We start from the raw sequence: 22766 nt of genomic DNA on the forward strand, positions 1-22766 counted from the left end.
GGCCCCCCCCCCCGCTCTCCCCATCTCCCGCCACCCCACAGCCCCCACCCCCCCGCCCCCCCACCCCTGCGCCCCCGGGCCCCCCCGCGCGGCCGGGCCCGGCCCGGCTCCGGCGCGCTCCGGACCGGGCGGCGACGGTGCCGCCGCCCGCCGGCGCCCTCGCCGGCCCCGCCCTTCCGCGGCCCCGCCTCGCGGGCCACGCCCTTCGTTGGCCCCGCCCCTCCGGAGCCCCGCCCCTCCGGAGCCCCGCCCTTCCAGGTCGTCGCCCGGCCCGGCTCATGGCCGTGGCCGCCGGCGCCGGGTCACCGCCGTGCGCCGCCGAGCCACAACCGGGGGCTTCCCCGGGTCCGAGCGGGTCCCTCTTCAGCTTCCCCCTCCAGTGAGCCGCGATCCTTTCGAATGAGACATGCATGTCTCATCTGGGTTAGTGTTGTCTCATGACCGTCGATCGTGAGCAGGTGCTGCGCACCGCCGCCGCCCTCCTCTCCCGCAAGGCCACCGCCACCATGGACGAGGTGGCCCGCGCCGCCGGAATCGGCCGGGCGACCCTGCACCGGCACTTCGCCGGCCGGGACGCGCTGGTGAGAGCGCTGGAGGAGCTGGGCATCCAGGAGTTCGAGCAGGCCATCGACGCCGCCGGGCTCGACGACGGCAGCGCCGCGGGCGCGCTGCGCCGGCTGATCGCCGGGCTGGAGCCCGTCGCCGGACTGCTCGCGTTCCTCGTCACCGAGAACCAGCTCTTCGAGGGCGACCAGATGAACGAGGGCTGGGCCCGTCTGGACGCCCGGGTGTCCGCGCTCTTCCGGCGCGGCCAGGAGCGCGGCGAGTTCCGTATCGACCTGACGCCCGCCTGGCTCACCGAGGCGCTCTACGGCCTCATCGGCACCTGTGCCTGGGCCGTGCAGGACGGGCGGGTCGCCGCCAAGGACTTCCAGTACATGATCGCCGAGTTGCTGCTCGGTGGAGCCCGCAGGAGCGTGGAGGAATGAGCCGTACCGATCAGTTCACCAAGGACGCGGAGGTCATACGCCGCCCCGGCAGGTGGCTGGCGCTCGCGGTGCTCCTCCTGGCGGTGCTGCTCGTGGCGGTCGACGCCACGGTCCTCGGCCTGGCGACGCCCTTCCTCAGCGAGGACCTCCGGCCGACCGCGACCCAGCTGCTGTGGATCGGCGACGTCTACTCCTTCGTCATCGCCGGGCTCCTGGTCACCATGGGCAGCCTCGGCGACCGGGTGGGCCGCAAGAAGCTGCTGCTGATCGGCGCCGCGGCCTTCGGTGCCGTCTCGGTCCTCAACGCCTACGCCACCAGCCCCGAGACGATGATCGTCGCCCGCGCGCTGCTCGGCGTCGCCGGTGCGACGCTGATGCCGTCCACGCTGGCGCTCATCCGCAACCTCTTCCACGACCCCCGCGAGCGCAGCCTCGCCATCGGCATCTGGGGCGCCACCGCGTCCGCCGGCGCGGCGGTCGGCCCGGTCGTCGGCGGGTTCCTCCTGGAGCACTTCTGGTGGGGCTCGGTCTTCCTGATCAACCTGCCGGTCATGGTGGTCCTCGTCCTGGTCGGCGCGAAGTACATCCCCGAGTCCAAGAACCCGGCGCCCGGCCCGTGGGACCTGCCCAGCGTGGGGCTCTCCCTCACCGGCATCATCGCTGTGGTGTACGCCGTCAAGGAGGCGGCCGCGCACGGACCGCGCCCGGACGTATTGATCGCGGCGGTCATCGGCGCGGGCGCGCTGACCTGGTTCGTCCGCAGGCAACTCACCCTGGCCGCGCCGCTGCTGGACATGCGACTGTTCCACCACCGCGGGTTCTCCGGCGCGGTCCTCGCCGACCTGCTGACCATCCTCGGCCTGTCCGGGCTGGTCTTCTTCCTCTCCCAGTTCCTGCAACTGGTGCAGGACCGCCGTCCCCTGGAGGCGGGCCTCGCCGAACTCCCGGCGGCCGTCGGCGCGGTGACGGCCGGCCTGATCGCCGGCTACGCCGCCCGCCGCTTCTCGGTACGGTCGGTGGTCTCCGGAGGTCTCGCCGCGGTCGGCCTGGCGCTGGCGGCGCTGACCGCGCTCGACCGGACCACCGGCTACCCGATGCTCGGCGCGGTCCTGCTCGTCGTGGGTGTCGGAGCGGGATTCGCCTTCACCGTCACGGCGGACGTGATCCTCTCCAGCGTCCCCAAGGAACAGGCCGGCGCCGCCTCCGCGGTGTCGGAGACGGCCTACGAACTGGGCGCGGCCCTGGGCATCGCGCTGCTCGGCTCCGTCGTCACGGGGGTCTACCGGGACTTCGTCACGCCCCAGGGCGTCCCGGCGGGCGTGGCGTCGGCCGCGCACGAGTCGCTGGGCGGTGCGGTGGAGGCATCAGGTGTCCTGCCGGACGCGACGGCGGCCGCGCTGGTCTCGGCCGCGCAGGACGCGTTCGTCGACGGCCTGCGCATCGCCGCGGGCGCCGGCGCCGCGGTCCTGCTGGCGACCGCGGTCGCGGCCTGGTTCCTGCTGCGGGGCCAGAAGCTCGCGGAGGGCGTCGAGCACCCGTGAGGCACGCCGTCCGCACGGCGAAGGGCCGCACCCCGCGCGGGGTGCGGCCCTTCGCCGTGCGCCGCCCGGTACGGGCTAGGCGGCCTTCGCCTTGGTGGCGTACATGTCCACGTACTCCTGGCCGGACAGCCGCATGACCTCGGTCATCACCGAGTCCGTCACCGCGCGCAGCACATAGCGGTCGCGGTCCATGCCCTCGTACCGCGAGAACTCCATCGGCTCGCCGAAACGCACCGTCACCCGGCCCGGGCGCGGCAGGCCCGCGCCGCCCGGCTGGAGCTTGTCCGTGCCGATCATCGCGAACGGCACCACCGGCGCCCCGGTCATCAGGGTCAGCCGGGCGATACCGGTACGGCCCCGGTACAGCCGCCCGTCGGGCGAGCGGGTGCCCTCCGGGTAGATGCCGAACATACGGCCCTCCTCCAGCACCCGGCGGCCGGTCATCAGCGCGGCCACGCCGCCGTTGGCACCGTCGCGGTCCACCGGGATCATGCCGACGCCCGTGAAGAACCAGGCCATCAGACGGCCCTTCAGGCCCTTTCCGGTGACGTACTCGTCCTTGCCGATGAAGCACACCTGCCGGTCGCAGACGATGGGCAGGACGACCGAGTCGATGAAGGTCAGGTGGTTGCCCGCGAGGATGACCGGACCGGTTCCGGGAATGTTCTCGGCGCCCTCCACCTGTGGGCGGAACATCAGCCGCATGACCGGGCCGAGCACTGCCTTGATGAGCGCGAAGCGGGACAACGAGTCCTCCGATGTGGGGCGGCCGGCACGGCCGGCGCGGTCTGTGCAGGTGAGGACGATACTCGCGGGTCACCTCGGATCGCACATCGGGTTCACCGAGTCGATACAGAGTGTTGACCCACGTTTTCCCCGCGTTCTCCCGGGGTCTCCCCCCGGTGAGTTCCGGCCGCTTACGATCAGGCCACTTCAGCAGTCCACGAAGGAGCCTTCATGACACAGGGTGCGCGCAGAACTCCGGGCCGGCGCAGTGTGCTGGGAGCCGCGGTGCTCGGCTCGGCCGTCGCCCTCTCCACGGGCGGCACGGCGCAGGCCGGCACACCCGAGCAGTCCCCGGGACGGGCCGGGGCCGGCCGGCCGGCGCCGCGCCACGGCCTGCCGGTGCCGACGGTCATCGCCCACCGCGGGGCCAGCGGCTACCGCCCCGAGCACACCCTCGGCTCGTACCAGCTCGCCCTCGACATGGGCGCGCACGTCATAGAGCAGGACCTGGTGCCCACCAAGGACGGGCACCTGGTCTGCCGGCACGAGAACGACATCACGGGCACGACGGACGTCGCCGACCACCCCGAGTTCGCCTCCCGCAAGGCCACCAAGACGGTCGACGGCACGTCCCTGACGGGCTGGTTCACCGAGGACTTCACCCTCGCCGAACTGAAGACGCTGCGTGCCAAGGAGCGCATCCCCGGTACCCGGCAGGAGAACACCCTGTACGACGGGCGCTGGACCATCCCCACCTTCGAGGAGGTGCTGCGCTGGGCCGACCGGGAGGGCCGCCGGCGCGGGCACCCGGTCTGGCTGTACGTCGAGACCAAGCACCCCACCTACTTCCGCAAGCTGGGCCTCGGCCTGGAGGAACCGCTCGCCAGGCTGCTGCGCCGGTACGGACGCCACCGCGCGGACTCGCCGGTCTTCCTCCAGTCGTTCGAGCCGGGCAGCATGCGGCGGATGGCGGAGCTCGTCTCCACGCCGCGTGTCGTGCTGCTGTGGACGCCGGACGACCGCCCCTGGGACTTCCGGGAGGCCGGCGACCCGCGTACGGTCGCCGACCTGATCACACCCGAGGGCCTGCGGTGGATGGCCTCCTTCGCCCAGGGCGTCGGCCCGCTGCTGGACCTGGTCATCCCCAAGGGCGCCGACGGCCGGCTGGGCAGGCCGACGACGCTGGTACGGGACGCGCACGCGCAGGGCCTGATCGTGCACCCGTACACGATGCGCAACGAGAACACCTTCCTGCCCGCCGACTTCCGGCGCGGCACCGACCCGGCGGCCTACGGGGACGTCTTCGGCGCGTACCGGACCTACCTCGCCACCGGCATCGACGGCATCTTCACCGACCAGCCGGACACCGGCCTGCTGGCGGCAGCCGACTTCCGCGCCCGCTGACCCCACCGGTACCGGCCCCGCGCGAGGCGCCGCGCGCGGGGCGCGGGCCCGGGCGTCAGCGCCGCTCCCACCGGGCCCGCCCGGACGGGCGGTTTACCCGGCCGGGAGGCAACCGCCGCGACCCGGCGGGTGTCGTGCCGGGCATGACGACACGCACCCGAGAAGCCGCCGGGGCCTTTCCGGCGGCCGCCTCCCCCGCGCCCGCCCTTCCCGAACTCGTCGGCGCCTTGGCCCCCTTGCTCGCCGCCGAGTCGCAGGCCGAGGCGGCGGCGGCCGGAGTGGACGCCGACGACCTGGAACAGGCCGTGTGGCTCAGACTCCTGGAGCGCCTGGACGACAGGCCGGGCGGTGCCCCCGCCCGCCCCGCCGACTGGCTGCGCCGCACCGTCCGCGCCGAGGCCAGACGCGCCCGCCGCACCGCCGTGCGCGAGCTGCCGTACCAGGACGACGGGCCCGCCTCCCACGCCGGACCCGAACCCGCGGTACTGGACGCCGAGCGGCGCCGGGCCGTACGCGCGGCCATCGGCCGCACCCCGGTCCGCTGCCGCCGCCTGCTGACCGCGATGGTGTCGCCCAAGGACCCCACTTACCGAGAAATCGCAGGGGAGTTGGGTATCTCACAGGGAAGTCTGGGGCCGATGCGTTCCCGTTGCCTGGGATGCCTGCGCAGAATGCTCACGGCAGAGGTTGCCGCTCCTGAACACCGGGGAAAGGGGCGGTAGACCGTTCAGGGCGGACAGGTGAGCCGGAGGCATGCACACATGGGCATGAGCGTGACCATCTCAGCGGCGAGCGAGCGGGACGCCGAGCACATCCTCAAACTGCAGTACCTGTGCTACCAGAGCGAGGCGGAGCTGTACGGCGACTACAGCATCGAGCCCCTCACCCAGACCCTCGACGACCTGAAGGCCGAACTCGCGCGCGGCCACGCACTCGTCGCCCGCCTCGGCGACGAGGTCGTCGCCTCCGTGCGCGGGGAGATCGACGACGCCGGCACCGCCCGGATCGCCAAGCTGATCGTCCACCCCCGGCTGCGCCGGCACGGTCTCGGCGGCCGTCTCCTGGACGCGATCGAGGAGCGGTTCGCGGCCGACCCCGCGGCCAGGCGCTTCCAGCTCTTCACCGGCCACCGCAGCGAGGGCGACCTGCGTCTGTACCGGGCGAAGGGCTACGAGGCGGTCGCCACCCGGGACGCCGGACCGCGCCGGAAGCTCGTCACCCTGGAGAAGGCCGCCTGAGGCCGGCTAGGCAGCGCTCCGGGCCCCGCGGAGCCAGAGGATCCCGGTGACCGGCAGCAGCACCGGGATGAAGACGTACCCGTACCCGTAGTCCGACCAGACCGTGGCGTCCGGGAAGGCACCCGGCTCCAGCAGGGTCCAGGTGCCCACGGTCAGCACGCCCACCAGCTCGGCGGCGCAGCACACCAGCGCCGCCCTGCGGGCCCGCTCCCCGCCGCGCACCAGGGTGTAGGTGATGAACGCGTACACCAGGGCCGCGACGGCGGAGAGCGAGTAGGCCAGCGGCGCCCGGCCGAACTCGGTGGCGATCTGGTAGGCCGACCGCGAGACCGCGCCGACCGACATCACCCCGTACAGCCAGACCACGAGCACGCCCGGGCCCCGCACCAGCCGGGTCCCGGGCGTCCTGTCCGTGGCGGTGCGGGTCATCTCAGCCTTCCCAGATGTCGAAGAGGCGTACTTCCAGTACCGCCAGCACGACCGCGCCGGCCGCGACCGTCGCCGAGCCCCACCGGCTGCGCTCCGCCAGCGACATGAAACCCGCCGCGGGAACCGCGCACAGCGCCCCGATCAGATACGCCACGAAGATCGCCGTGCCCTCGTCGGCCCGCTCGCCGCCCGCCAGCCGGACGATCCCCACCACCAGCTGGGCCAGCGCCAGCAGGGTCACCACCGCCATGCCGATGAAGTGCCAGTCCTTGGTCGGCTGGTCGCGGTACGCGGCGAAACCGCACCAGGCGGCGAGGGCGAGCGCGGCCACGGAGACCGCGACCGTCAGGGCGTCGAGCATGGCCCCGAGACTATTACGGGACGAAGGCCCCGGTGCGACCGCCCCCGGCGGCGCGAACGTAGGGTCGGCGACCATGAAGATCCATGCTCAGGCCCTCCTCTTCGACAACGACGGGACCCTCGTCTCCTCCCTCGCCTCCGTCGACCGCTGCTGGAGCCGGTGGGCGGGGGAGTACGGCATCGCGCCCGAGGAGTTCGCCCGTGTCGAGCTGCACGGCCGCCCGGCCGTGGAGATCATCGCGGACCTGCTGCCGGCCGACCGGATACCCGGGGCGCTGGCCCGTATCGAGCAGCTTGAGGTCGAGGACGTGCCCGGCGGGGTGACGCTGCTGCCCGGCACGCTGGAGCTGCTGTCCGCGCTGCCCCGCGACCGGTGGGCCGTCGTCACCTCCGCCACCCGGCCGCTGGCGGAGGCCCGGCTGCGCGAGGCGGGTATCGACGCCCCCGTCGTCGTCGCCGCCGACGACATCACCCGCGGCAAGCCCGATCCCGAGCCGTACCTGCTGGCCGCGGCCAGGCTCGGCGCCGAGCCCTCGGCGTGCGTGGTCTTCGAGGACGCCCCGGCCGGGCTGGCGGCCGGCCGCGCGGCCGGTATGACGACCGTGGCCTTGACCACAACCCACGACCGCTCCCAGCTCACCGCCGACGCCGTCGTCCCCGACCTGTCGGCCGTGTCCGCGCAGGCCACGGCCGACGGGGTGGAGCTCACCGCGGGGGGCGCGCTGTCCGTATGACGTACCGGAGCGGTCCGCTATTCGGACACCCCTCCGGAGGCCGACGGTGGGTCTGGTTTACTGACAGCCATGACCACGACGAGCAGCCGCATCCTTGCGACCGAGGCGATCACGACGCCCGGTGCTCGTTGTCTGTGTCGAATGTGCGCCTCCTGAGGGCCCCTGCCTGAGCCTCGCGCCCCGAAGCGAGCCCCGACAGCCGACAGCCGAGCCATGTCCCCGCACCCGTTGAACGCTGGACCGCTCCCGCCCCGCGCACGCGCCGCCTCCCGGCCACCCGCCGAACCAGCCGTGCCACACGTCGGAACGACGATTGCCCCGTGCCCGGCGGACTCCGCGCCGCGCACTCGACAGTGACGGAAACCCCTGTGATCACCACTTCGGGCCTGACCAAGGTCTACGAGTCGAGAGGCCGCCAGGTCACCGCTCTGGACGGCGTCGACCTGCATGTCCGCGAGGGCGAGGTCTTCGGCGTCATCGGACAGAGCGGCGCCGGGAAGTCCTCGCTCATCCGCTGCGTCAACCTCCTGGAGCGCCCCACCGCCGGAACGGTGACCGTCGACGGCGTCGACCTCACCGCGCTGGCCGGCCGGGGCCGTCGCGCCGGGCGGGACCTGCGCCGCGCGCGCAGCCGTATCGGCATGGTCTTCCAGCACTTCAACCTGCTCTCCTCGCGCACCGTCAAGGACAACATCGAACTGCCCCTGGAGATCCTCGGCGTCTCCGGCGCCGAGCGCTCCCGTCGCGCGCTGGAACTGCTCGACCTGGTCGGCCTCGCCGACAAGGCCAGGGCCTACCCCGGGCAGCTGTCCGGCGGCCAGAAGCAGCGCGTCGGCATCGCCCGCGCCCTGGCCGGGAACCCCAGGGTGCTGCTCTCCGACGAGGCGACCAGCGCCCTCGACCCGGAGACCACCCGCTCGATCCTCCAGCTGCTGCGCGACCTCAACCAGCAGCTCGGGCTGACCGTCCTGCTCATCACGCACGAGATGGACGTCGTCAAGACCATCTGCGACTCCGCCGCCCTGATGAGGAAGGGCCGGGTCGTCGAGTCGGGGACGGTCGCCGAACTGCTGGCCACCCCCGGCTCCGAACTGGCCCAGGAACTGTTCCCGGTCGGCGGTTCCGCCTCCGGCCCGGACCGCACGGTCATCGACGTGACCTTCCACGGCGAGGCCGCGACCCGGCCGGTGATCTCCCAGCTCTCGCGCACCTACAACATCGACATCTCGGTCCTCGGTGCCGCGATGGACACCGTCGGAGGCAAGCAGGTCGGCCGGATGCGCTTCGAGCTGCCCGGCCGTTACGAGGAGAACGTCGTCCCGGTCGGTTTCCTGCGCGAGCAGGGCCTTCAGGTCGTCGTGGTGGACGAGGAGCGGACCGCCGTACCGGCGCAGAGCTCCGCGCCGGTCAAGGAGAGTGCCAAGTGAGCTGGTCGGAGATGCAGCCCCTGCTGACCCAGGGAACCATCGACACCCTGTACATGGTGCTGTGGGCCACCGTCGCCTCGGTCGCCGGCGGGCTGCCCCTCGGCATCCTGCTGGTCCTCACCGACAAGGGCGGGCTGCTGCAGAACACCGTGGTCAACAAGGTCGTCGGCGCGATCGTGAACGTCGGCCGCTCGCTGCCGTTCATCATCCTGCTGGTCGCCCTGATCCCCTTCACCACCTTCGTGGTCGGCACCTTCATCGGGCCCACCGCGATGATCGTGCCGCTCGCCATCGGCGCCATCCCCTTCTTCGCCCGCCTGGTGGAGACCGCGATCCGCGAGGTCGACCACGGGCTGGTGGAAGCGGTGCAGTCGATGGGCGGCTCCATCCCGACGATCATCCGCAAGGTGCTCCTCCCGCAGGCCCTGCCGTCGCTCGTGTCCGCCGTCACCACCACCCTGATCGTGCTCATCGGCTACTCCGCGATGGCCGGCGCGGTCGGTGGCGAGGGCCTGGGCGCCAAGGTCATCACCTACGGCTACCAGCGCTTCGACACCCAGTTCATGCTGGTCACCGTGGTGGTCCTGATCGTGATCGTCACGGTCATCCAGCTGATCGGCGACGGCATCGTCCGGTTGCTCGCCCGCCGGGGCCGGACCGCCTCCTGAACTTCGTCACTTCGTTCACGAAGAAGCCCGCACTCCTTGTCCGGGCGTAACCCGCATCACCAGAAAGAGGCACTTTTCGTGCGTAACAACATCAAGCTCACCACCGCCTTCGCCGGCATCACCGCCCTCACCCTGGGCCTCACCGCCTGCGGCACGGCGTCCGACCCGTCCTCCTCGGACGGCTCGGGCAAGGCCGACCCGGCCAAGCCGCTGGTCGTCGCCGCGTCCCCGACGCCGCAGGCCGACATCCTGACCTTCGTCAAGGACAACCTGGCCGAGAAGGCGGGCCTCAAGCTGGAGGTCAAGGAGTTCACGGACTACGTCCTGCCGAACACCGCCACCCAGACCGGCCAGGTCGACGCCAACTACTTCCAGCACAAGCCCTACCTGGACGACTTCAACAAGAAGAACGACACCACCATCGTCCCGGTGGTCAACGTCCACCTGGAGCCGCTCGGCCTGTACTCCAAGAAGGTCAAGTCCCTCAAGGACGTCAAGCCCGGCCAGACCATCGCCGTCCCCAACGACACCACCAACGAGGGCCGGGCGCTCAAGCTGCTCGCCGACAACGGTGTGATCACCCTCAAGGCCGGGGTCGGCGCCGGGGCCAAGCTGTCCGACATCACGGACAAGAAGGGCCTGGAGTTCAAGGAGTTGGAGGCCGCCACCGTGCCCCGCGCCCTGAACGACGTGGACGCCGCCGTCATCAACGGCAACTACGCCATCGAGGCCGGGCTCAAGCCCGCCCAGGACTCCCTCGCCCTGGAGAAGGCCGAAGGCAACCCGTACGCCAACTTCCTCGCCGTCAAGAAGGGCAACGAGCAGGACGCCCGCGTGCAGAAGCTCGCCAAGCTCCTCAACTCGGCCGAGGTGAAGAAGTTCATCGAGAAGACCTACGCCGGTTCGGTGGTCCCGTCGTTCGGCCCGGCCGAGTAACCACCCGGCCGCTGCCCCGGGCCCCGCGCACCCTGTGGTGCGCGGGGCCTTCGGCGTACCGACGCGACCGTCCCGACCCGCCCATGCGCGGGCCGCTCCTCATGCTGCATGCTGTCGGTTCACGGCCTCTACCTCTACGGACGGTCTTCGGCATGGAGCAGCGCATGACTACCACCTTTCCGGACATCTCCATCAGCACGGAACGGTTGGTGCTGCGCCCCTTCGAGGAGTCCGACATCCCCGCGTACACCGAGATGATGAACGACGAGACGGTCGTCGCCTGGACCGCGGCACCCCATCCCTGCACCACGGCCGACGCCGAGGACTGGGTGCGCAGGATCGCCCCGGCGGAGCGCACCGGGGGGCGCGGCCTCGCCCTGGCCGTCACCGAGTTCCTCACCCAGCGCCTGGTCGGGACCGTCCACCTGCGGAACACCGACTGGCGCGTCCGCGCCACCGAGGCCGCCTACATCACCGCCCCCTGGGCGCGCGGCGAGGGCTACGCCACCGAGTCCGTCCTGGCCGTCGCCCAATGGCTCTTCCGGACCCAGCGGTTCGAACGCCTCGAACTGCGCACCGCCGCCGACAACACCGCCGCGCAGCAGGTCGCCCAGAAGATGGGCTGCATCAGCGAAGGCATCCTGCGCAACGCCTGGATAGCGCGGAGCCGGACGGAGGACGGCGGCTGGACCGACATCAGGACCGACCTGATCGTGTGGAGCCTGCTCCCCGAGGACCTCGAAGGCGCCACCAGCGACCGGAACGCCGACACCGGCTACCCGGCCTATCCGGACTGGAACTGATTCCAGGTACTCTCACCCTGCCCCCACCTGCGCCAACACACCAGGAGACAGACGAAGATGGCCGACCGGGTCACGGTGATCGGCTGGGACGGCTCGCCCCTCACCGCCGCCGCCAGATCCGCCCTGTCGGCCGCGACCCTGGTCGCCGGAGCCGCCCACCACCTGGCGCTCCCGGAGATCCCGGGCACCGCCGAACGCGTCCGCCTGGGCAGCCTCGACCTCGCCGCCCGCCGGATCGCCGGCCACCGTGGCTCCGCCGTGGTCCTCGCCGACGGCGACCCCGGCTTCTTCGGCGTCCTACGCACCCTGCGCGCCCCGCGCCACGGCCTGGAGGTCGAGGTGGTGCCCGCGGTCTCGTCCGTCGCCGCCGCCTTCGCCCGGGCCGGCATGCCCTGGGACGACGCCGAGATCGTGGTCGCGCACAGCCGTACGCTGCGCCGGGCCGTCAACATCTGCCGGGCCCACCCCAAGGTCGCCGTCCTCACCTCCCCGGGTGCCGGGCCGGCCGAACTCGCCCTGCTGCTCGACGGGGTGCACCGCACCTTCGTCATCTGCGAGGAGCTGGGCACCGAGCGCGAACAGGTCACGGTGCTCACCTCCGACAAGGCCGCCGACCACGCCTGGCGCGACCCCAACGTCGTCATCGTCGTCGGAGCGGCCCAGCCGCCCGGCGCCGGCCCCCGGGGGGCGTGGCTGATGGGCCGGGACCCCGGCCCGGTACGGGGCTGGGGCCTGCCCGCGCGGGCGTACGGCGGTGACCTCGGCACCGGTGAGTCGGCCGACCTGCGCGCCGCCCAGCTCGCCCGGCTCGGGCCCCGCCCCGGCGACCTGGTCTGGGACATCGGCTGCGGCTCCGGGGCGTTCGCGGTGGAGGCCGGCCGGTTCGGCGCGGCCGTGATCGCGGTGGACGACGACCCCGGCGCCCGGACCCGTACCGAGGCGGCAGCCCGCGAGTACGGCGTCCAGGTCCAGACCGTCGCCGGGCACGCCCCGCACGTCCTGGAACGGCTGCCGGAGCCCGACGTGGTACGGATCGGCGGCGGGGGAGCGGCCGTCGTCGCCGCCTGCGCGGACCGCCGCCCGGAACGGATCGTCGCGCACGCCACCACCCGCGACGGGGCCGAGGCCATCGGCGCCGCCCTGGCCGAGGGAGGATACGCCGTCGAGTGCGCTCTCCTCCAGTCCGTCGAACTCGACACCGCCCACTGGTCCGAGTGTGACCGCTCGGTGGTCTTCCTGCTGTCCGGGCGCCGGCCGGCGCCCGCCCCGTGACTGCGCCGCCACGCAACGCCAGGTAGGCTGGCCGACCGTTGTACCGCAGCCGGAGGTTCGGCGATTCGTTCGTCAATATCCGGAAAAGTGCCCCGCTTTGGCGGGGTACGCCGTGGTATGGCGAACCGAGGGGGACGCGCGACGTGGCGCAGTCCACAGCCGGCCGTGGCGCATCTCGCTGCCAGGGCGACGGAAGGCCGCGAGAATGCCAGGTGCACGCGGCCGTTCGTGCCGCGCGGCGCGCACGCTCGTTCTTGTTGGCGGGCGAAGGTCTGAAGGAGCACAACCGATGGGCGAGGGGTACGCATGACTGACACCGGCCAGGTCCCGGGCGAGGGGCAGCCCGAGAACGCAGGCATGGTGGAGCAGCCGGGCATCCCCGCTCCGGGCGCGTACACCTTCCTCGACCCCTCCGAGAGCACTGCCGAGGACGACGACCTGCTGCTGATGCCGGGTGCCCAGGGCGCCTGGGGTGGCGAGGCGCAGTCCGGTCCGGCCCAGGCCACGCCGATGGCGCCGGAGCCGGCCCCGGCCGCCGAGCAGCCGCAGCCCGCTCCCGCCCCGGCCTTCGCGCCGGTCGCCCAGGAACCGCTGCCCGCGCCGGGCTACGAGCAGCCCGTGTCCCGGACCGCTCCGCCCGGTCAGCCGGTCCACGAGCCGGTCCAGCAGGCGTACGAGCAGCCGGCCCACCAGCCGGCCGCGCACGAGACCAACACCCCCGGGGCGGTCGCGCAGGCGGCGGTCGCCCCGGAGGCGACCGCGCACGAGGCGGGAGCCCACGAGGCCGGTGGCCGCGACACGGGCTCCGTCGACCTGAGCGGTGTCCGGATGCCTCCGCACGTACCCGCCCCGCAGGCGGCGCAGGCCCCCCGGCGTCCGCTCCACATGGGCCCGCCGGTGCCGGACGCGACGGCGGGCGTGGTCCGCTCGCTCGCGGACCGGGGGCCGGCCGGCGCGCCGCAGCATCCCGCGCCGGTGCGCGCCGCGAGCCCGCAGGTGCCCGGGCACGAGTACCTCGACGTGCCGCGCGAGCCGCAGCTGGGCGAGACCCCGCCGCAGGGCGCCGAGCCGTGGTCCCAGCCCCAGCCGGCGCCGGCGCACGCCCCAGCAGAAACGGTCGTTCCGGAGCCGCGGCACGAGCCCGAGGCAGCGGTGGCCGTACCGGCCCAGCGCGACGGCGCCCCCGCCGCGCAGGCCCCGGCCGAGCCCGCCCCCGAGCCGGTGCCCGAGGCCCCGGAGCCCGAGCCGGTCGCCGGGACGCCGGAGCCCGCCGAGCCCGCTCCGGTGGGGCCCGAGGCGGCGGAGCTCCCCGAGCCGGCCGCCGAGGCGCCGGGGACGCCGGAGGCTGGGGCACCGCAGGCCGGGGCACCGGGCTCGCCGGACGCCCCAGCGCCGGAGGCCCCCGCCGCCATGGCGGAACCCGTACCCGTACCCGCCGCCGTGCCCGTACCCGTACCCGCCGCCGTGCCCGAGCCCGTACCCGCCGCCGTGCCCGAGCCCGTGCCCGAGCCCGAGCCCGTGTCCGCGCCCCAGCCGGAGCCTGTGCCTCAGCCGGAACCCGCGCCCGCCGCCGTGCCCGAGCCCGTTTCCGTGCCTCAGGCGGAGCCCGCTCCAGTCGCCGAGCCCGTGCCCGTGTCCGCGCCTCAGTCGGAACCCGCGCCCGCCGTCGAGCCCGTGCCCGTGTCCGCGCCTCAGGCGGAACCCGCGCCCGCCGTCGAGCCCGTGCCCCAGGCGGAGCCCGCTCCCGTCGTCGAGCAACCGGCGCCCGAGTCCCCGGTGGCACCCGCGCCCGCGCCGGAGGCCGTACCCGCCCCGGCCGCCGAGCCGGAACCCCCGTCCGAGGTCCGGCCCGAGCCCGTCCCCGTGGCGGAGGCGCCCCAGTCCGCCGCCCCGGAGCCCGCACACGCGGCCGAGCCCGCCTCCCCGCCGGCGCCCGGCTACGACGACGTCGAGCGTGAGGCCGTGCTGCGCGTCATGCGCGAACGCCGGGACATCCGCAACGGCTTCCGCAGCGACCCCATCCCGCACGAGGTCCTCCTCCGGGTGCTGGAAGCCGCGCACACCGCGCCCAGCGTCGGCCACTCGCAGCCGTGGGACTTCGTGGTCATCCGCTCGGCGGAGACCCGCCGCGCGATGCACGAACTCGCCCAGCGCCAGCGCGAGGAGTACGCCAGGTCGCTGCCCAAGGGCCGGGCCAAGCAGTTCAAGGAACTGAAGATCGAGGCCATCCTCGACACCCCGGTGAACATCGTCGTCACCGCCGACCCCACCCGTGGCGGCCGGCACACCCTCGGCCGTCACACACAGCCGCAGATGGCGCCTTACTCCTCCGCGCTCGCCGTGGAGAACCTCTGGCTCGCCGCCCGCGCCGAAGGACTCGGCGTCGGCTGGGTCAGTTTCTTCGACGAGCGGGAGATGGTCCGCGCCCTCGGCCTGCCCGAGCACCTGGAGGTCGTGGCGTACCTCTGTGTGGGATACGTCGACGAATTCCCCGAGGAGCCGGAGCTGATGCAGGCGGGCTGGTCCAAGCGGCGTCCGCTGTCGTGGGTCGTCCACGAGGAGACGTACGGTCGCCGCGCGCTGCCCGGTGAGGAGCCGCACGACCTTCTCCAGGAGACCGTCGCCAACATCCGTCCGCTGGACGCGAAGGCGCTCGGCGAGGCGTGGGAGCGGCAGAAGCGGATGACCAAGCCGGCCGGGGCGCTCGGCATGCTGGAGATCATCTCGGCGCAGCTGTCCGGCCTGTCCCGGAAGTGCCCGCCGCCCATCCCGGAGCCCGCGGCGGTCGCCATCTTCGCCGGTGACCACGGCGTGCACGCCCAGGGCGTCACCGCCTGGCCCCAGGAGGTCACGGCCCAGATGGTCGCCAACTTCCTGGGCGGCGGGGCGGTCTGCAACGCGTTCGCCAACCAGGTCGGCGCCGAGGTCTGCGTGGTCGACGTCGGTGTCGCCGGCGACCTGCCCGCCACCCCCGGCCTGCTCCCGCGCAAGGTGCGCCCCGGTACGGCCGACTTCACCACCGGTCCGGCGCTCGGCCGCGAGGACGTCCTGGCGGCCGTGGAGGTCGGCATCGAGACGGCGCGCGACCTGGTGGCGGCGGGCAACAAGGGCCTGCTCACCGGAGAGATGGGCATCGCCAACACCACCTCGTCGGCCGCGCTGATCTCCGTCTACACGGGCGTCGACCCGGCGGAGGTCACCGGCCGGGGCACCGGCATCAACGACGAGATGCACGCGCGGAAGGTCGACGTCGTACGCCGTGCGCTGGAACTCCACCAGCCGGACCCCGCCGACCCCATCGGCGTCCTGGCGGCCGTCGGCGGCCTGGAGCACGCGGCGCTCGTCGGCTTCATCCTGGGCGGCGCGTCCCTGCGCACCCCCGTGATCCTCGACGGGGTGAGCGCGGGCGCGGCGGCGCTGGTCGCCCGGGCCGTCGCCCCCGAGGCACTGGCCGCGTGCATCGCCGGCCACCGCAGCGCGGAGCCGGGCCATGTGGCGGCCCTCAACAAGCTGGGCCTGCGTCCCCTGGTCGACCTCGACCTGCGCCTGGGCGAGGGCACGGGCGCCCTGCTGGCCCTCCCGGTGGTCCAGAGCGCGGCCCGTGCCATGCACGAGGTGGCCACGTTCGACTCGGCGGGCGTGACGGAGAAGTAGACCGGCCGGTCCCCGCGCCCCGCGCCGGCGCCCACGGGCCGGGGGAGGACCGCGCGGCGGTGCGCGCACCGCCGCGCGGCCACGGCCCCGGGGCCCGGACCACCCGTCACGGCCCCGCTCCCGCCCGCGCACCGCGAGGCGCCCGCCCGGCGCCCGGGGCGTACGGCGCCCCCGTCCCACGGGCCGGCCCCGAACAGGGAGGGGCCCCGCACCACGCGCGCCGGGAACCGTCCGTGGCGAAGGAGCCGCCACGGCCCGGCAAGGACCGGACCGGAGGCGGGGGGACCCCCGCCGGGGCGGGGCACCGGCCCGGGCCGCCCCGCATCCGCCCCGTATCGTGGTCCGCAGCATCGCCACCGCGCCCCACCAGCCGCTTCACCGTCGCAGCGGCCGGCCTGCCCCGCACCCACACCGCACCGCCCCTCCCGAGGAGCCCGCACCGCCATGGTCGAGTACGCCGAGCAGCCCGCCTACCCCGTCGGTCTTCGCCTTGCCGGGCGCCGTGTCGTCGTCATCGGCGGCGGCCAGGTCGCCCAGCGCCGCCTCCCCGCGCTGATCGCGGCCGGCGCGGACATCACCCTCGTCTCACCCTCCGCGACCGCGTCCGTGGAAGCCATGGCCGAGGCGGGCGAGATCCGCTGGGAGCGCCGCCGGTACGAGGAGGGCGACATCGCCGACGCCTGGTACGCCCTGGTCGCCACCACCGACCCGGCGGCCAACGCCCGCGCCTCCGCCGAGGCCGAGCGGACCAGGACCTGGTGCGTGCGCGCCGACGACGCCGAGGCGGCCACCGCCTGGACGCCGGCGACCGGCCGCGGCGAGGGCGTCACCGTCGCGGTGCTGACCGGCCACGACCCGCGCCGTTCGGCCGCCGTGCGAGACGCGATCGTGGAGGGCCTGCGCGACGGGTCCATCGCGGCGCCCCAGCACCGCGCCCGCGCGCCCTTCGTCGCCCTGGTGGGCGGCGGACCCGGCGACCCGGACCTGATCACGGTCCGGGGCCGCCGCCTGCTCGCCGAGGCGGACGTGGTCGTCGCGGACCGGCTGGGCCCGCGCGACCTCCTGGACGAACTGCCGCCGCACGTCGAGGTGATCGACGCGGCGAAGATCCCGTACGGCCGCTTCATGGCGCAGGAGGCCATCAACAACGCGCTGATCGAGCACGCCAAGGCGGGCAGGTCCGTGGTGCGCCTCAAGGGCGGCGATCCGTTCGTGTTCGGGCGGGGCATGGAGGAGGCCCAGGCCCTCGCGGAGGCCGGCATCGCCTGCACGGTCGTACCGGGCATCTCCAGCTCGATCTCCGTCCCGGGCGCCGCCGGCATCCCGGTCACCCACCGGGGCGTCGCCCATGAGTTCACCGTGGTCAGCGGGCACGTGGCGCCCGACGACCCGCGCTCGCTGGTCGACTGGGCCTCGCTGGCCAAGCTGCGCGGCACCCTGGTGATCCTGATGGGCGTCGACAAGATCGGCGCCATCGCCCAGGCGCTCATCGCCCACGGCAAGGCGCCCGCCACACCGCTCGCCCTGGTCCAGGAGGGCACCACCGCCACCCAGCGCCGGGTGGACGCGACGCTCGCCACGGTGGCGGAGAGGGTCGCCGCTGAGGACGTCCGCCCGCCGGCCGTCATCGTCGTCGGCCCGGTGGTGAACGAGGGCCCGCACAAAAGGCCCTGAACGGGACCCGCTCCCGCACCGACCGCAGACACCCACCCCGGACAAGGCAGTATCACCCCGTGGCAGAACTCATCACCCTGGACGACCCCGACGACCCGCGGCTGCGCGACTACACGGGCCTGACCGACGTCGAACTGCGGCGCCGGCGCGAGCCGGCCGAGGGCCTGTTCATCGCCGAGGGCGAGAAGGTCATCCGCCGCGCCGGGCAGGCCGGGTACCGGATGCGGTCGATGCTGCTCTCGGCCAAGTGGGTCGACGTCATGCGCGACGTCATCGAAGAGGCCCAGGCTCCCGTGTACGCGGTGAGCCCCGGCCTCGCCGAACGCGTCACCGGCTACCACGTGCACCGGGGTGCGCTCGCCTCCATGCAGCGCAAGCCGCTGCCGACGGCGGACGAGCTGCTGCGCCCGGCCCGCCGGGTGGCCGTCATGGAGTCGGTCAACGACCACACCAACATCGGCGCCATCTTCCGCAGCGCCGCCGCCCTCGGCATGGACGCGGTCCTGCTCTCCCCGGACTGCGCCGACCCGCTCTACCGCCGCTCGGTGAAGGTCTCCATGGGCGCGGTCTTCTCCGTCCCCTACGCCCGGCTGGAGACCTGGCCCAGGGGTCTCGGGGCGGTACGGGAGGCCGGGTTCAAGCTGCTCGCGCTCACCCCGGACGAGAAGGCCACCGCTCTCGACGCCGCGGCCCCGCACCGCCTGGAGCGGGTCGCGCTGATGCTGGGCGCCGAGGGCGAGGGACTGTCCGCCCAGGCCCTGCGGGCCGCCGACGAATGGGTGCGCATCCCGATGGCGCACGGTGTCGACTCGCTGAACGTCGGCGCGGCCGCCGCGGTCGCCTTCTACGCGGTGGCCACCGGCCGCCCCGGCTCGTAGACCGCTTCGGCTCCGGGCCGCGTCCGCTCGGGGGCGCGTCCGCTCCGGGCCGCGTCCGTCCTGTCCGGCGCCGTCCCGCCGGTCCGCCCGGGTGGGACCCGGCGCTCCTGGGCGGGCTGCTCAGCCCTTCAGGCCCTGCGCCGCCGCGATGCCCAGCAGCACGATCAGGGTGACCACGACGAAGACGAAGATCCGCTGACGCAGCAGCCGGGGGTTCGCCGGCCTGAGCCGCCCCGGCGCGGTCCCCGTACCCGGCCGCGACACCGGACGCCCGCCGGTGCCGGTGCGCCCGCCCGTCCGGGCCGGCTGGCGCGGCGAGGAGGCGCGCGGTGCCTGCGAGCGGGGCGCCGGGGTGCGGTGCGCCCGCCCCTGGGTGGTCCGCTCGGCACCGCGCCCGGTGTACCGCTCGGTCAGCCGTCCCGACGGCCGGTCGTCCACGGCCCGCGCCGGGCGGGGCGACGGCCTGGCGTCCGGCAGCCCCTGCGCCTCCCGGGCGGCGATCTCCTTCAGGCGCATGGACAGTTGCAGGGTGCTGGGACGTTCCTCCGGGTCCTTGGCGAGGCAGGCCCGCACGAGCGGGGCCAGCGCGTCCGGCACGCCCTGCAACTGCGGCTCCTCGTGCACCACGCGGTAGAGCATCACCTCGGAACTGCCGTGCCCGAAGGGCGAGTCGCCCATCGCCGCGTACGCCAGTGTGGCGCCCAGCGCGAAGACGTCCGTGGCGGGCGTGACCGCCGCGCCCCGCACCTGCTCGGGCGCGAGGAACCCGGGTGAGCCCACCGCCGTACCGACGTGCGTGAGCGTGGATGCGCCGGTCGCCCAGGCGATGCCGAAGTCGATGATCCGCGGCCCCTTGGGGGAGAGCAGGATGTTCGACGGCTTCAGGTCGCGGTGCACGACGCCGGCCTCGTGCACGGCCACCAGCCCCTCGGAGAGCGCCGCCCCGATCGCGGCCACGTCGGCGGCGCCCAGCGGGCCCTCCTCGGCGACCTTGTCGTGCAACGAGGGGCCCGGCACGTACTGGGTGGCGAACCACGGTCGGTCCGCCTCCAGGTCGGCCGCCACCAGCCGCGCCGTGCACCCGCCGCGGATCCGCCGGGCGGCCGACACCTCACGGGCGAAACGCGACCTGAACTCCTGGTCCTCGGCGAGATCCGGCCGGATCACCTTCAGGGCCACCCGCTGACCTCGCCGGTCGGAGCCGAGGTACACGACCCCCATCCCGCCCGCGCCCAGCCGCCGGTGAAGCCTGAACGAGCCGACGACACGCGGGTCCTCGCGCCGGAGCCGCATCATCGCCATGTCCGTCCCCTACCTACGGTGGGGGAGCTCCCCACCCCGCTGCCGCGGTCGTCCGTTTGACGTGGCACAGCTTACGTACCCGCGCCCCGGTGTGCTCATAGGCCGCGCCCTCGCCGTCCGATCGATTGTCGGTGGCGGGCGGAAAACGTGAGGAGTGGTCAGGAGGCGGCGGACGCGGGCCTGCTGGTCGCGGCGGATTCCCAAAGGCGCGTAGCGGAACGGGGATTGGCCCGATGCGGGGCGACCGGGTGGCGACGGTCGTGGTCGCCGGAGACCCGGCCCGGACCGGCGAAGCGGTGGCGAGCGGGGCGGGCCGGGGGGTGGAGACGGCAGTACGACGGGGGGTGGTCGAAGTGAGAGAAGTCACCCGAAACGGCACACTGGTGCGGACCGCCCGCTGCACGGCCACCCGGGTGCCGGCCCCGGTCGAGCAGCCCGTGCCCAGGGGCGCCGCCGCGGAGCGTCCCCTGCGGGACGACCCCGAGGTGCAGCGCCGCCTCTCCACCCTGAGGAGTACACCGCCCGTGGGGCGTCATCCTCCTGGAGGCCCGTCAATCGGTACGCGGGCATGACGCCGGGGCCGCGCCGCTTGCCTAACGTAGAGGTCGAGCGGCGGGTGCGGTACTCGTCCCCCGAGGTCAAGCACCCGCCGCCACTGGACACGATGTGACAGGAGAGGACCATGGCGGACACGGCACCGCGGATGGCGATCCGCAGGCAGGGGTGGAAGTCGGTCGCCCTGTCCGGCGGCCGTTCCTCCGGCCGCCGTCACCCGCTGGTGGCGACGGCGATGGTCCTCCCCCTGGCCGCGCTCCTCGTGGTCGCCTTCGGCGGCTGGGACGCGGTGGTCACACAGGCGTCGTCCGTGGGCGTGATGCTGGGGCGCTGAGCGGCGCCCCGGGTCCGGGAGAGCGGCCCAGACCCGACGACATCCAGGCCAACCCCGTGGGGACGGGGGGTGCGGCGGACGGCCCGGTGGCCGGCAGCTGGGGAGCTGCCGGCCACCGCTTTGTTCTTCCGAGCGACGCCCCCGCTGACCGGCGCCCGTCGCTGAAGTGCTGAAGTGGCCCCGGTCCGGCGCGGAGACCGGCTTCCGGCCCCGGTCCGGGCCGGCGCCCGCCCCGGCGCGGTGCCCCCCGAGTGCGGGGGCCCGCCGGGGCCCGGTCCCGCCGCACGCCGGGGACACTCGGCGTCCCGCCGCCGGGCCCGCTGCCGGGGCGGCGGGACGTCGGCGCGTAGGGTCGCGGGGTGCAGCAGGACACCGCTCTCCTCCGCGGGCTCGCCGATGTCGCCCGGGACGCCGCGCATCCGCCCGCGCCCCCGCACGCCTGCCACGGCTGCGGCTCGGCGGGCGGCGGGGTGCTCGCCGACCGGGACGGCGGCACCGTCGTACGGCACGGGCGGGCCGTCGCCAAGGCCCACGCGCCGGGCACCGACCCCGTCGCCCACCGGGCGAGGCTCGCCGTCGCCGCCCACCCGCGCCTGGCCGGCATCCTGCTGCCGCCCCTGCCGGTGTCCACCGCCGATGTACGGGGCCGCCCGGTGTCCGCGTGGCCGTACGGCACCCCGGTCGACCCCGCCGAGCCGGAGGCCGCCCCCTGGGAGGAGGCCGCGACCCTGCTCGCCCGCCTCCATGCCGTACCCGCCCCGGGACTCCCCGGTCCGCTGCCGCCCATGCGCGGCCCCGCCAAGGTGGTCAGGGCCATGACCCGGCTGCGGCAGGCCGCCGGGGCGGCGGCCCACCCCGGCACCGCCGCCGTGCACGCGGCCTGGCGCCGCCTGCCCGCCTGGGCCCGTGCCGAGGTGCCCGCGCTGCGGGCGGACGCCGTCTGCCACGGGGACTTCCACCTCGGCCAGCTCGTCCGCCACCCCGCCGCCGACGGCCCCTGGCTGCTGATCGACGTGGACGACCTCGGCCTGGGCGACCCCGCCTGGGACCTGGCCCGCCCCGCCGCCTGGTACGCGGCCGGGGTGCTGCCGGCCCAGGTGTGGACGCGGTTCCTCGGCGCGTACCGCGCGGCGGCCGGGCCCGCCGTGCCGCCCCACGGCGACCCGTGGCCCGCCCTGGACGTCCCGGCCCGGGCGCTCACGGTCCAGACGGCGGCCCTCGCGCTCGCCAAGGCCACCGCGGCCGGCCGCGAGCTGGACGAGGTCGAGCTGGCCGTGGTCGACTCCTGTGCCCGAATCGCGACACTCCCGAGCGAGTTGGGGTAGAAGGCACCGTCGTAGGGTGAACCCACCATCCGAACGGCGAGGAGTTGAGCCGAGCATGCAGTGTCCCAAGTGCCGTGCGCCCATGCACACGTACAACCGCAACGGCGTCCAGATCGAGCAGTGCAGCGGCTGCCGGGGGATCTTCCTGGACTACGGCGAGCTGGAGTCGCTGACCCGCCTGGAGGCCCAGTGGGCCCAGCAGGCGCCGCCTCCGCAGGCGCCTCCGCAGGCGTACCCCGCCGCCCCGCCCGCGCCCGCCTGGGGCGCACCGCAGCACGGCCACCACGGCCATCACGGTCACCAGAGCCACCACCGTGGCTTCGGCCGGATGCTCTTCTCGTCCTGACCGGGACAACGACGGAGCCCCCGGCCGCGTGAGGCGGCCGGGGGCTCCGGGGTTGTGGACGATACTGGGATTGAACCAGTGACCTCTTCCGTGTCAGGGAAGCGCTCTCCCGCTGAGCTAATCGTCCTCGGGACCATGATCGGTACATCCGGACCACCGGACGATCATGGG

At 74.3% G+C, this 22766-nt stretch carries 22 protein-coding genes and 1 tRNA gene; 18 read left to right on the plus strand and 5 right to left on the minus strand.

The genetic code is table 11. From position 1 onward, the window contains the following. Positions 1–437: 437 nt before the first annotated feature. Positions 438–989, plus strand: a complete 552-nt coding sequence (locus tag AB0H53_RS20790; protein ID WP_362115184.1) for a helix-turn-helix domain-containing protein — start codon at positions 438–440, stop codon at positions 987–989. After that, positions 986–2530, plus strand: coding sequence for an MFS transporter (locus tag AB0H53_RS20795; RefSeq protein WP_362115187.1), 1545 nt, complete (start codon positions 986–988; stop codon positions 2528–2530). Before AB0H53_RS20790 ends, AB0H53_RS20795 begins: the two co-directional genes overlap by 4 nt. A 75-nt stretch (positions 2531–2605) precedes the next feature. Here AB0H53_RS20795 and AB0H53_RS20800 read toward each other — a convergent pair whose 3' ends face one another. After that, a complete protein-coding gene (locus tag AB0H53_RS20800) occupies positions 2606–3235 on the minus strand; it encodes a lysophospholipid acyltransferase family protein (protein ID WP_362115433.1) in 630 nt (209 codons plus the stop codon). Positions 3236–3487: 252 nt separating this feature from the next. Between AB0H53_RS20800 and AB0H53_RS20805 the strand changes: the two genes are divergently transcribed. From AB0H53_RS20805 to AB0H53_RS20815, 3 genes are all read left to right on the plus strand, one after another. Beyond that, positions 3488–4660 (plus strand): glycerophosphodiester phosphodiesterase, encoded by a 1173-nt coding sequence (locus AB0H53_RS20805; protein ID WP_362115190.1) that lies wholly within the window; start codon positions 3488–3490, stop codon positions 4658–4660. 143 nt (positions 4661–4803) lie between these two features. Further along, positions 4804–5382, plus strand: a complete 579-nt coding sequence (locus tag AB0H53_RS20810) for a sigma-70 family RNA polymerase sigma factor (RefSeq protein WP_362115192.1) — start codon at positions 4804–4806, stop codon at positions 5380–5382. Between the two features lie 39 nt (positions 5383–5421). Further along, positions 5422–5898: a GNAT family N-acetyltransferase gene (locus AB0H53_RS20815; RefSeq protein WP_362115195.1), complete on the plus strand. Its 477-nt coding sequence runs from the start codon at positions 5422–5424 to the stop codon at positions 5896–5898. A gap of 6 nt (positions 5899–5904) precedes the next feature. Here the strand turns inward: AB0H53_RS20815 and AB0H53_RS20820 are convergent, their stop codons facing one another. Both AB0H53_RS20820 and AB0H53_RS20825 read right to left on the minus strand, forming a co-directional pair. Beyond that, positions 5905–6327: a hypothetical protein gene (locus tag AB0H53_RS20820; protein ID WP_362115198.1), complete on the minus strand. Its 423-nt coding sequence runs from the start codon at positions 6325–6327 to the stop codon at positions 5905–5907. Between the two features lies 1 nt (position 6328). After that, a complete protein-coding gene (locus AB0H53_RS20825) occupies positions 6329–6688 on the minus strand; it encodes a hypothetical protein (protein WP_362115201.1) in 360 nt (119 codons plus the stop codon). Between the two features lie 73 nt (positions 6689–6761). Between AB0H53_RS20825 and AB0H53_RS20830 the strand changes: the two genes are divergently transcribed. From AB0H53_RS20830 to AB0H53_RS20870, 9 genes are all read left to right on the plus strand, one after another. Next, complete coding sequence (locus tag AB0H53_RS20830; RefSeq protein ID WP_362115204.1) at positions 6762–7421, plus strand: HAD-IA family hydrolase; 660 nt, start codon at positions 6762–6764, stop codon at positions 7419–7421. Positions 7422–7741: 320 nt separating this feature from the next. Further along, positions 7742–8848 (plus strand): ATP-binding cassette domain-containing protein, encoded by a 1107-nt coding sequence (locus AB0H53_RS20835; RefSeq protein WP_362115207.1) that lies wholly within the window; start codon positions 7742–7744, stop codon positions 8846–8848. Then, on the plus strand, positions 8845–9516 hold the full coding sequence (locus tag AB0H53_RS20840) for a methionine ABC transporter permease (protein ID WP_362115210.1): 672 nt from the start codon (positions 8845–8847) through the stop codon (positions 9514–9516). Before AB0H53_RS20835 ends, AB0H53_RS20840 begins: the two co-directional genes overlap by 4 nt. 78 nt (positions 9517–9594) lie before the next feature. After that, a complete protein-coding gene (locus AB0H53_RS20845; RefSeq protein ID WP_362115213.1) occupies positions 9595–10452 on the plus strand; it encodes a MetQ/NlpA family ABC transporter substrate-binding protein in 858 nt (285 codons plus the stop codon). Between the two features lie 152 nt (positions 10453–10604). Continuing rightward, on the plus strand, positions 10605–11255 hold the full coding sequence (locus AB0H53_RS20850) for a GNAT family N-acetyltransferase (RefSeq protein WP_362115216.1): 651 nt from the start codon (positions 10605–10607) through the stop codon (positions 11253–11255). Between the two features lie 57 nt (positions 11256–11312). Continuing rightward, on the plus strand, positions 11313–12527 hold the full coding sequence (gene cbiE, locus AB0H53_RS20855; RefSeq protein ID WP_362115219.1) for a precorrin-6y C5,15-methyltransferase (decarboxylating) subunit CbiE: 1215 nt from the start codon (positions 11313–11315) through the stop codon (positions 12525–12527). A 306-nt stretch (positions 12528–12833) separates the two neighbouring features. Then, entirely contained in the window at positions 12834–16181 is a 3348-nt protein-coding gene (cobT, locus tag AB0H53_RS20860; protein ID WP_362115221.1) for a nicotinate-nucleotide--dimethylbenzimidazole phosphoribosyltransferase, read from the plus strand. Between the two features lie 444 nt (positions 16182–16625). Further along, a complete protein-coding gene (cobA, locus tag AB0H53_RS20865; protein WP_362115224.1) occupies positions 16626–17855 on the plus strand; it encodes a uroporphyrinogen-III C-methyltransferase in 1230 nt (409 codons plus the stop codon). 59 nt (positions 17856–17914) lie between these two features. Beyond that, complete coding sequence (locus AB0H53_RS20870) at positions 17915–18733, plus strand: RNA methyltransferase (protein ID WP_362115227.1); 819 nt, start codon at positions 17915–17917, stop codon at positions 18731–18733. 120 nt (positions 18734–18853) lie between these two features. On the opposite strand, the gene AB0H53_RS20875 is transcribed toward AB0H53_RS20870, so the two are convergent. Beyond that, positions 18854–20035 (minus strand): serine/threonine-protein kinase, encoded by a 1182-nt coding sequence (locus tag AB0H53_RS20875; RefSeq protein ID WP_362115230.1) that lies wholly within the window; start codon positions 20033–20035, stop codon positions 18854–18856. A gap of 233 nt (positions 20036–20268) precedes the next feature. On the opposite strand from AB0H53_RS20875, the gene AB0H53_RS20880 reads away from it, so the two are divergent. The 4 genes from AB0H53_RS20880 (at position 20269) to AB0H53_RS20895 (ending at position 22595) form a co-directional block, all read left to right on the plus strand. Then, a complete protein-coding gene (locus tag AB0H53_RS20880) occupies positions 20269–20607 on the plus strand; it encodes a hypothetical protein (protein ID WP_362115233.1) in 339 nt (112 codons plus the stop codon). A 110-nt stretch (positions 20608–20717) separates the two neighbouring features. Continuing rightward, a complete protein-coding gene (locus tag AB0H53_RS20885; RefSeq protein ID WP_362115236.1) occupies positions 20718–20924 on the plus strand; it encodes a hypothetical protein in 207 nt (68 codons plus the stop codon). Between the two features lie 359 nt (positions 20925–21283). Further along, positions 21284–22249 carry an aminoglycoside phosphotransferase family protein gene (locus AB0H53_RS20890; RefSeq protein ID WP_362115238.1) on the plus strand — a complete coding sequence of 322 codons (966 nt, stop codon included), beginning with the start codon at positions 21284–21286 and terminating at the stop codon, positions 22247–22249. Positions 22250–22304: 55 nt separating this feature from the next. Then, the gene (locus AB0H53_RS20895; protein ID WP_362115241.1) at positions 22305–22595 is read left to right on the plus strand and encodes a zf-TFIIB domain-containing protein; all 291 of its coding nucleotides are present in this window, start codon (positions 22305–22307) and stop codon (positions 22593–22595) included. Positions 22596–22650: 55 nt separating this feature from the next. On the opposite strand, the gene AB0H53_RS20900 is transcribed toward AB0H53_RS20895, so the two are convergent. After that, positions 22651–22722 (minus strand) — tRNA-Val (locus AB0H53_RS20900). Positions 22723–22766: the final 44 nt, after the last annotated feature.

Origin of the sequence: Streptomyces sp. NPDC050856 (assembly GCF_040653855.1) — a bacterium.
In the GTDB taxonomy this organism is placed as follows: Bacteria; Actinomycetota; Actinomycetes; order Streptomycetales; family Streptomycetaceae; genus Streptomyces.

Bases quoted from the DNA above. Each gene is read 5' to 3' on its own strand.
- AB0H53_RS20790 (WP_362115184.1), top strand. From the start codon at position 438: ATGACCGTCGATCGTGAGCAGGTGCTGCGCACCGCCGCCGCCCTCCTC.
- AB0H53_RS20795 (WP_362115187.1), top strand. From the start codon at position 986: ATGAGCCGTACCGATCAGTTCACCAAGGACGCGGAGGTCATACGCCGC.
- AB0H53_RS20800 (WP_362115433.1), bottom strand. From the start codon at position 3,235: ATGCGGCTGATGTTCCGCCCACAGGTGGAGGGCGCCGAGAACATTCCC.
- AB0H53_RS20805 (WP_362115190.1), top strand. From the start codon at position 3,488: ATGACACAGGGTGCGCGCAGAACTCCGGGCCGGCGCAGTGTGCTGGGA.
- AB0H53_RS20810 (WP_362115192.1), top strand. From the start codon at position 4,804: ATGACGACACGCACCCGAGAAGCCGCCGGGGCCTTTCCGGCGGCCGCC.
- AB0H53_RS20815 (WP_362115195.1), top strand. From the start codon at position 5,422: ATGGGCATGAGCGTGACCATCTCAGCGGCGAGCGAGCGGGACGCCGAG.
- AB0H53_RS20820 (WP_362115198.1), bottom strand. From the start codon at position 6,327: ATGACCCGCACCGCCACGGACAGGACGCCCGGGACCCGGCTGGTGCGG.
- AB0H53_RS20825 (WP_362115201.1), bottom strand. From the start codon at position 6,688: ATGCTCGACGCCCTGACGGTCGCGGTCTCCGTGGCCGCGCTCGCCCTC.
- AB0H53_RS20830 (WP_362115204.1), top strand. From the start codon at position 6,762: ATGAAGATCCATGCTCAGGCCCTCCTCTTCGACAACGACGGGACCCTC.
- AB0H53_RS20850 (WP_362115216.1), top strand. From the start codon at position 10,605: ATGGAGCAGCGCATGACTACCACCTTTCCGGACATCTCCATCAGCACG.
- cbiE (WP_362115219.1), top strand. From the start codon at position 11,313: ATGGCCGACCGGGTCACGGTGATCGGCTGGGACGGCTCGCCCCTCACC.
- cobT (WP_362115221.1), top strand. From the start codon at position 12,834: ATGACTGACACCGGCCAGGTCCCGGGCGAGGGGCAGCCCGAGAACGCA.
- cobA (WP_362115224.1), top strand. From the start codon at position 16,626: ATGGTCGAGTACGCCGAGCAGCCCGCCTACCCCGTCGGTCTTCGCCTT.
- AB0H53_RS20875 (WP_362115230.1), bottom strand. From the start codon at position 20,035: ATGGCGATGATGCGGCTCCGGCGCGAGGACCCGCGTGTCGTCGGCTCG.
- AB0H53_RS20880 (WP_362115233.1), top strand. From the start codon at position 20,269: ATGCGGGGCGACCGGGTGGCGACGGTCGTGGTCGCCGGAGACCCGGCC.
- AB0H53_RS20885 (WP_362115236.1), top strand. From the start codon at position 20,718: ATGGCGGACACGGCACCGCGGATGGCGATCCGCAGGCAGGGGTGGAAG.
- AB0H53_RS20895 (WP_362115241.1), top strand. From the start codon at position 22,305: ATGCAGTGTCCCAAGTGCCGTGCGCCCATGCACACGTACAACCGCAAC.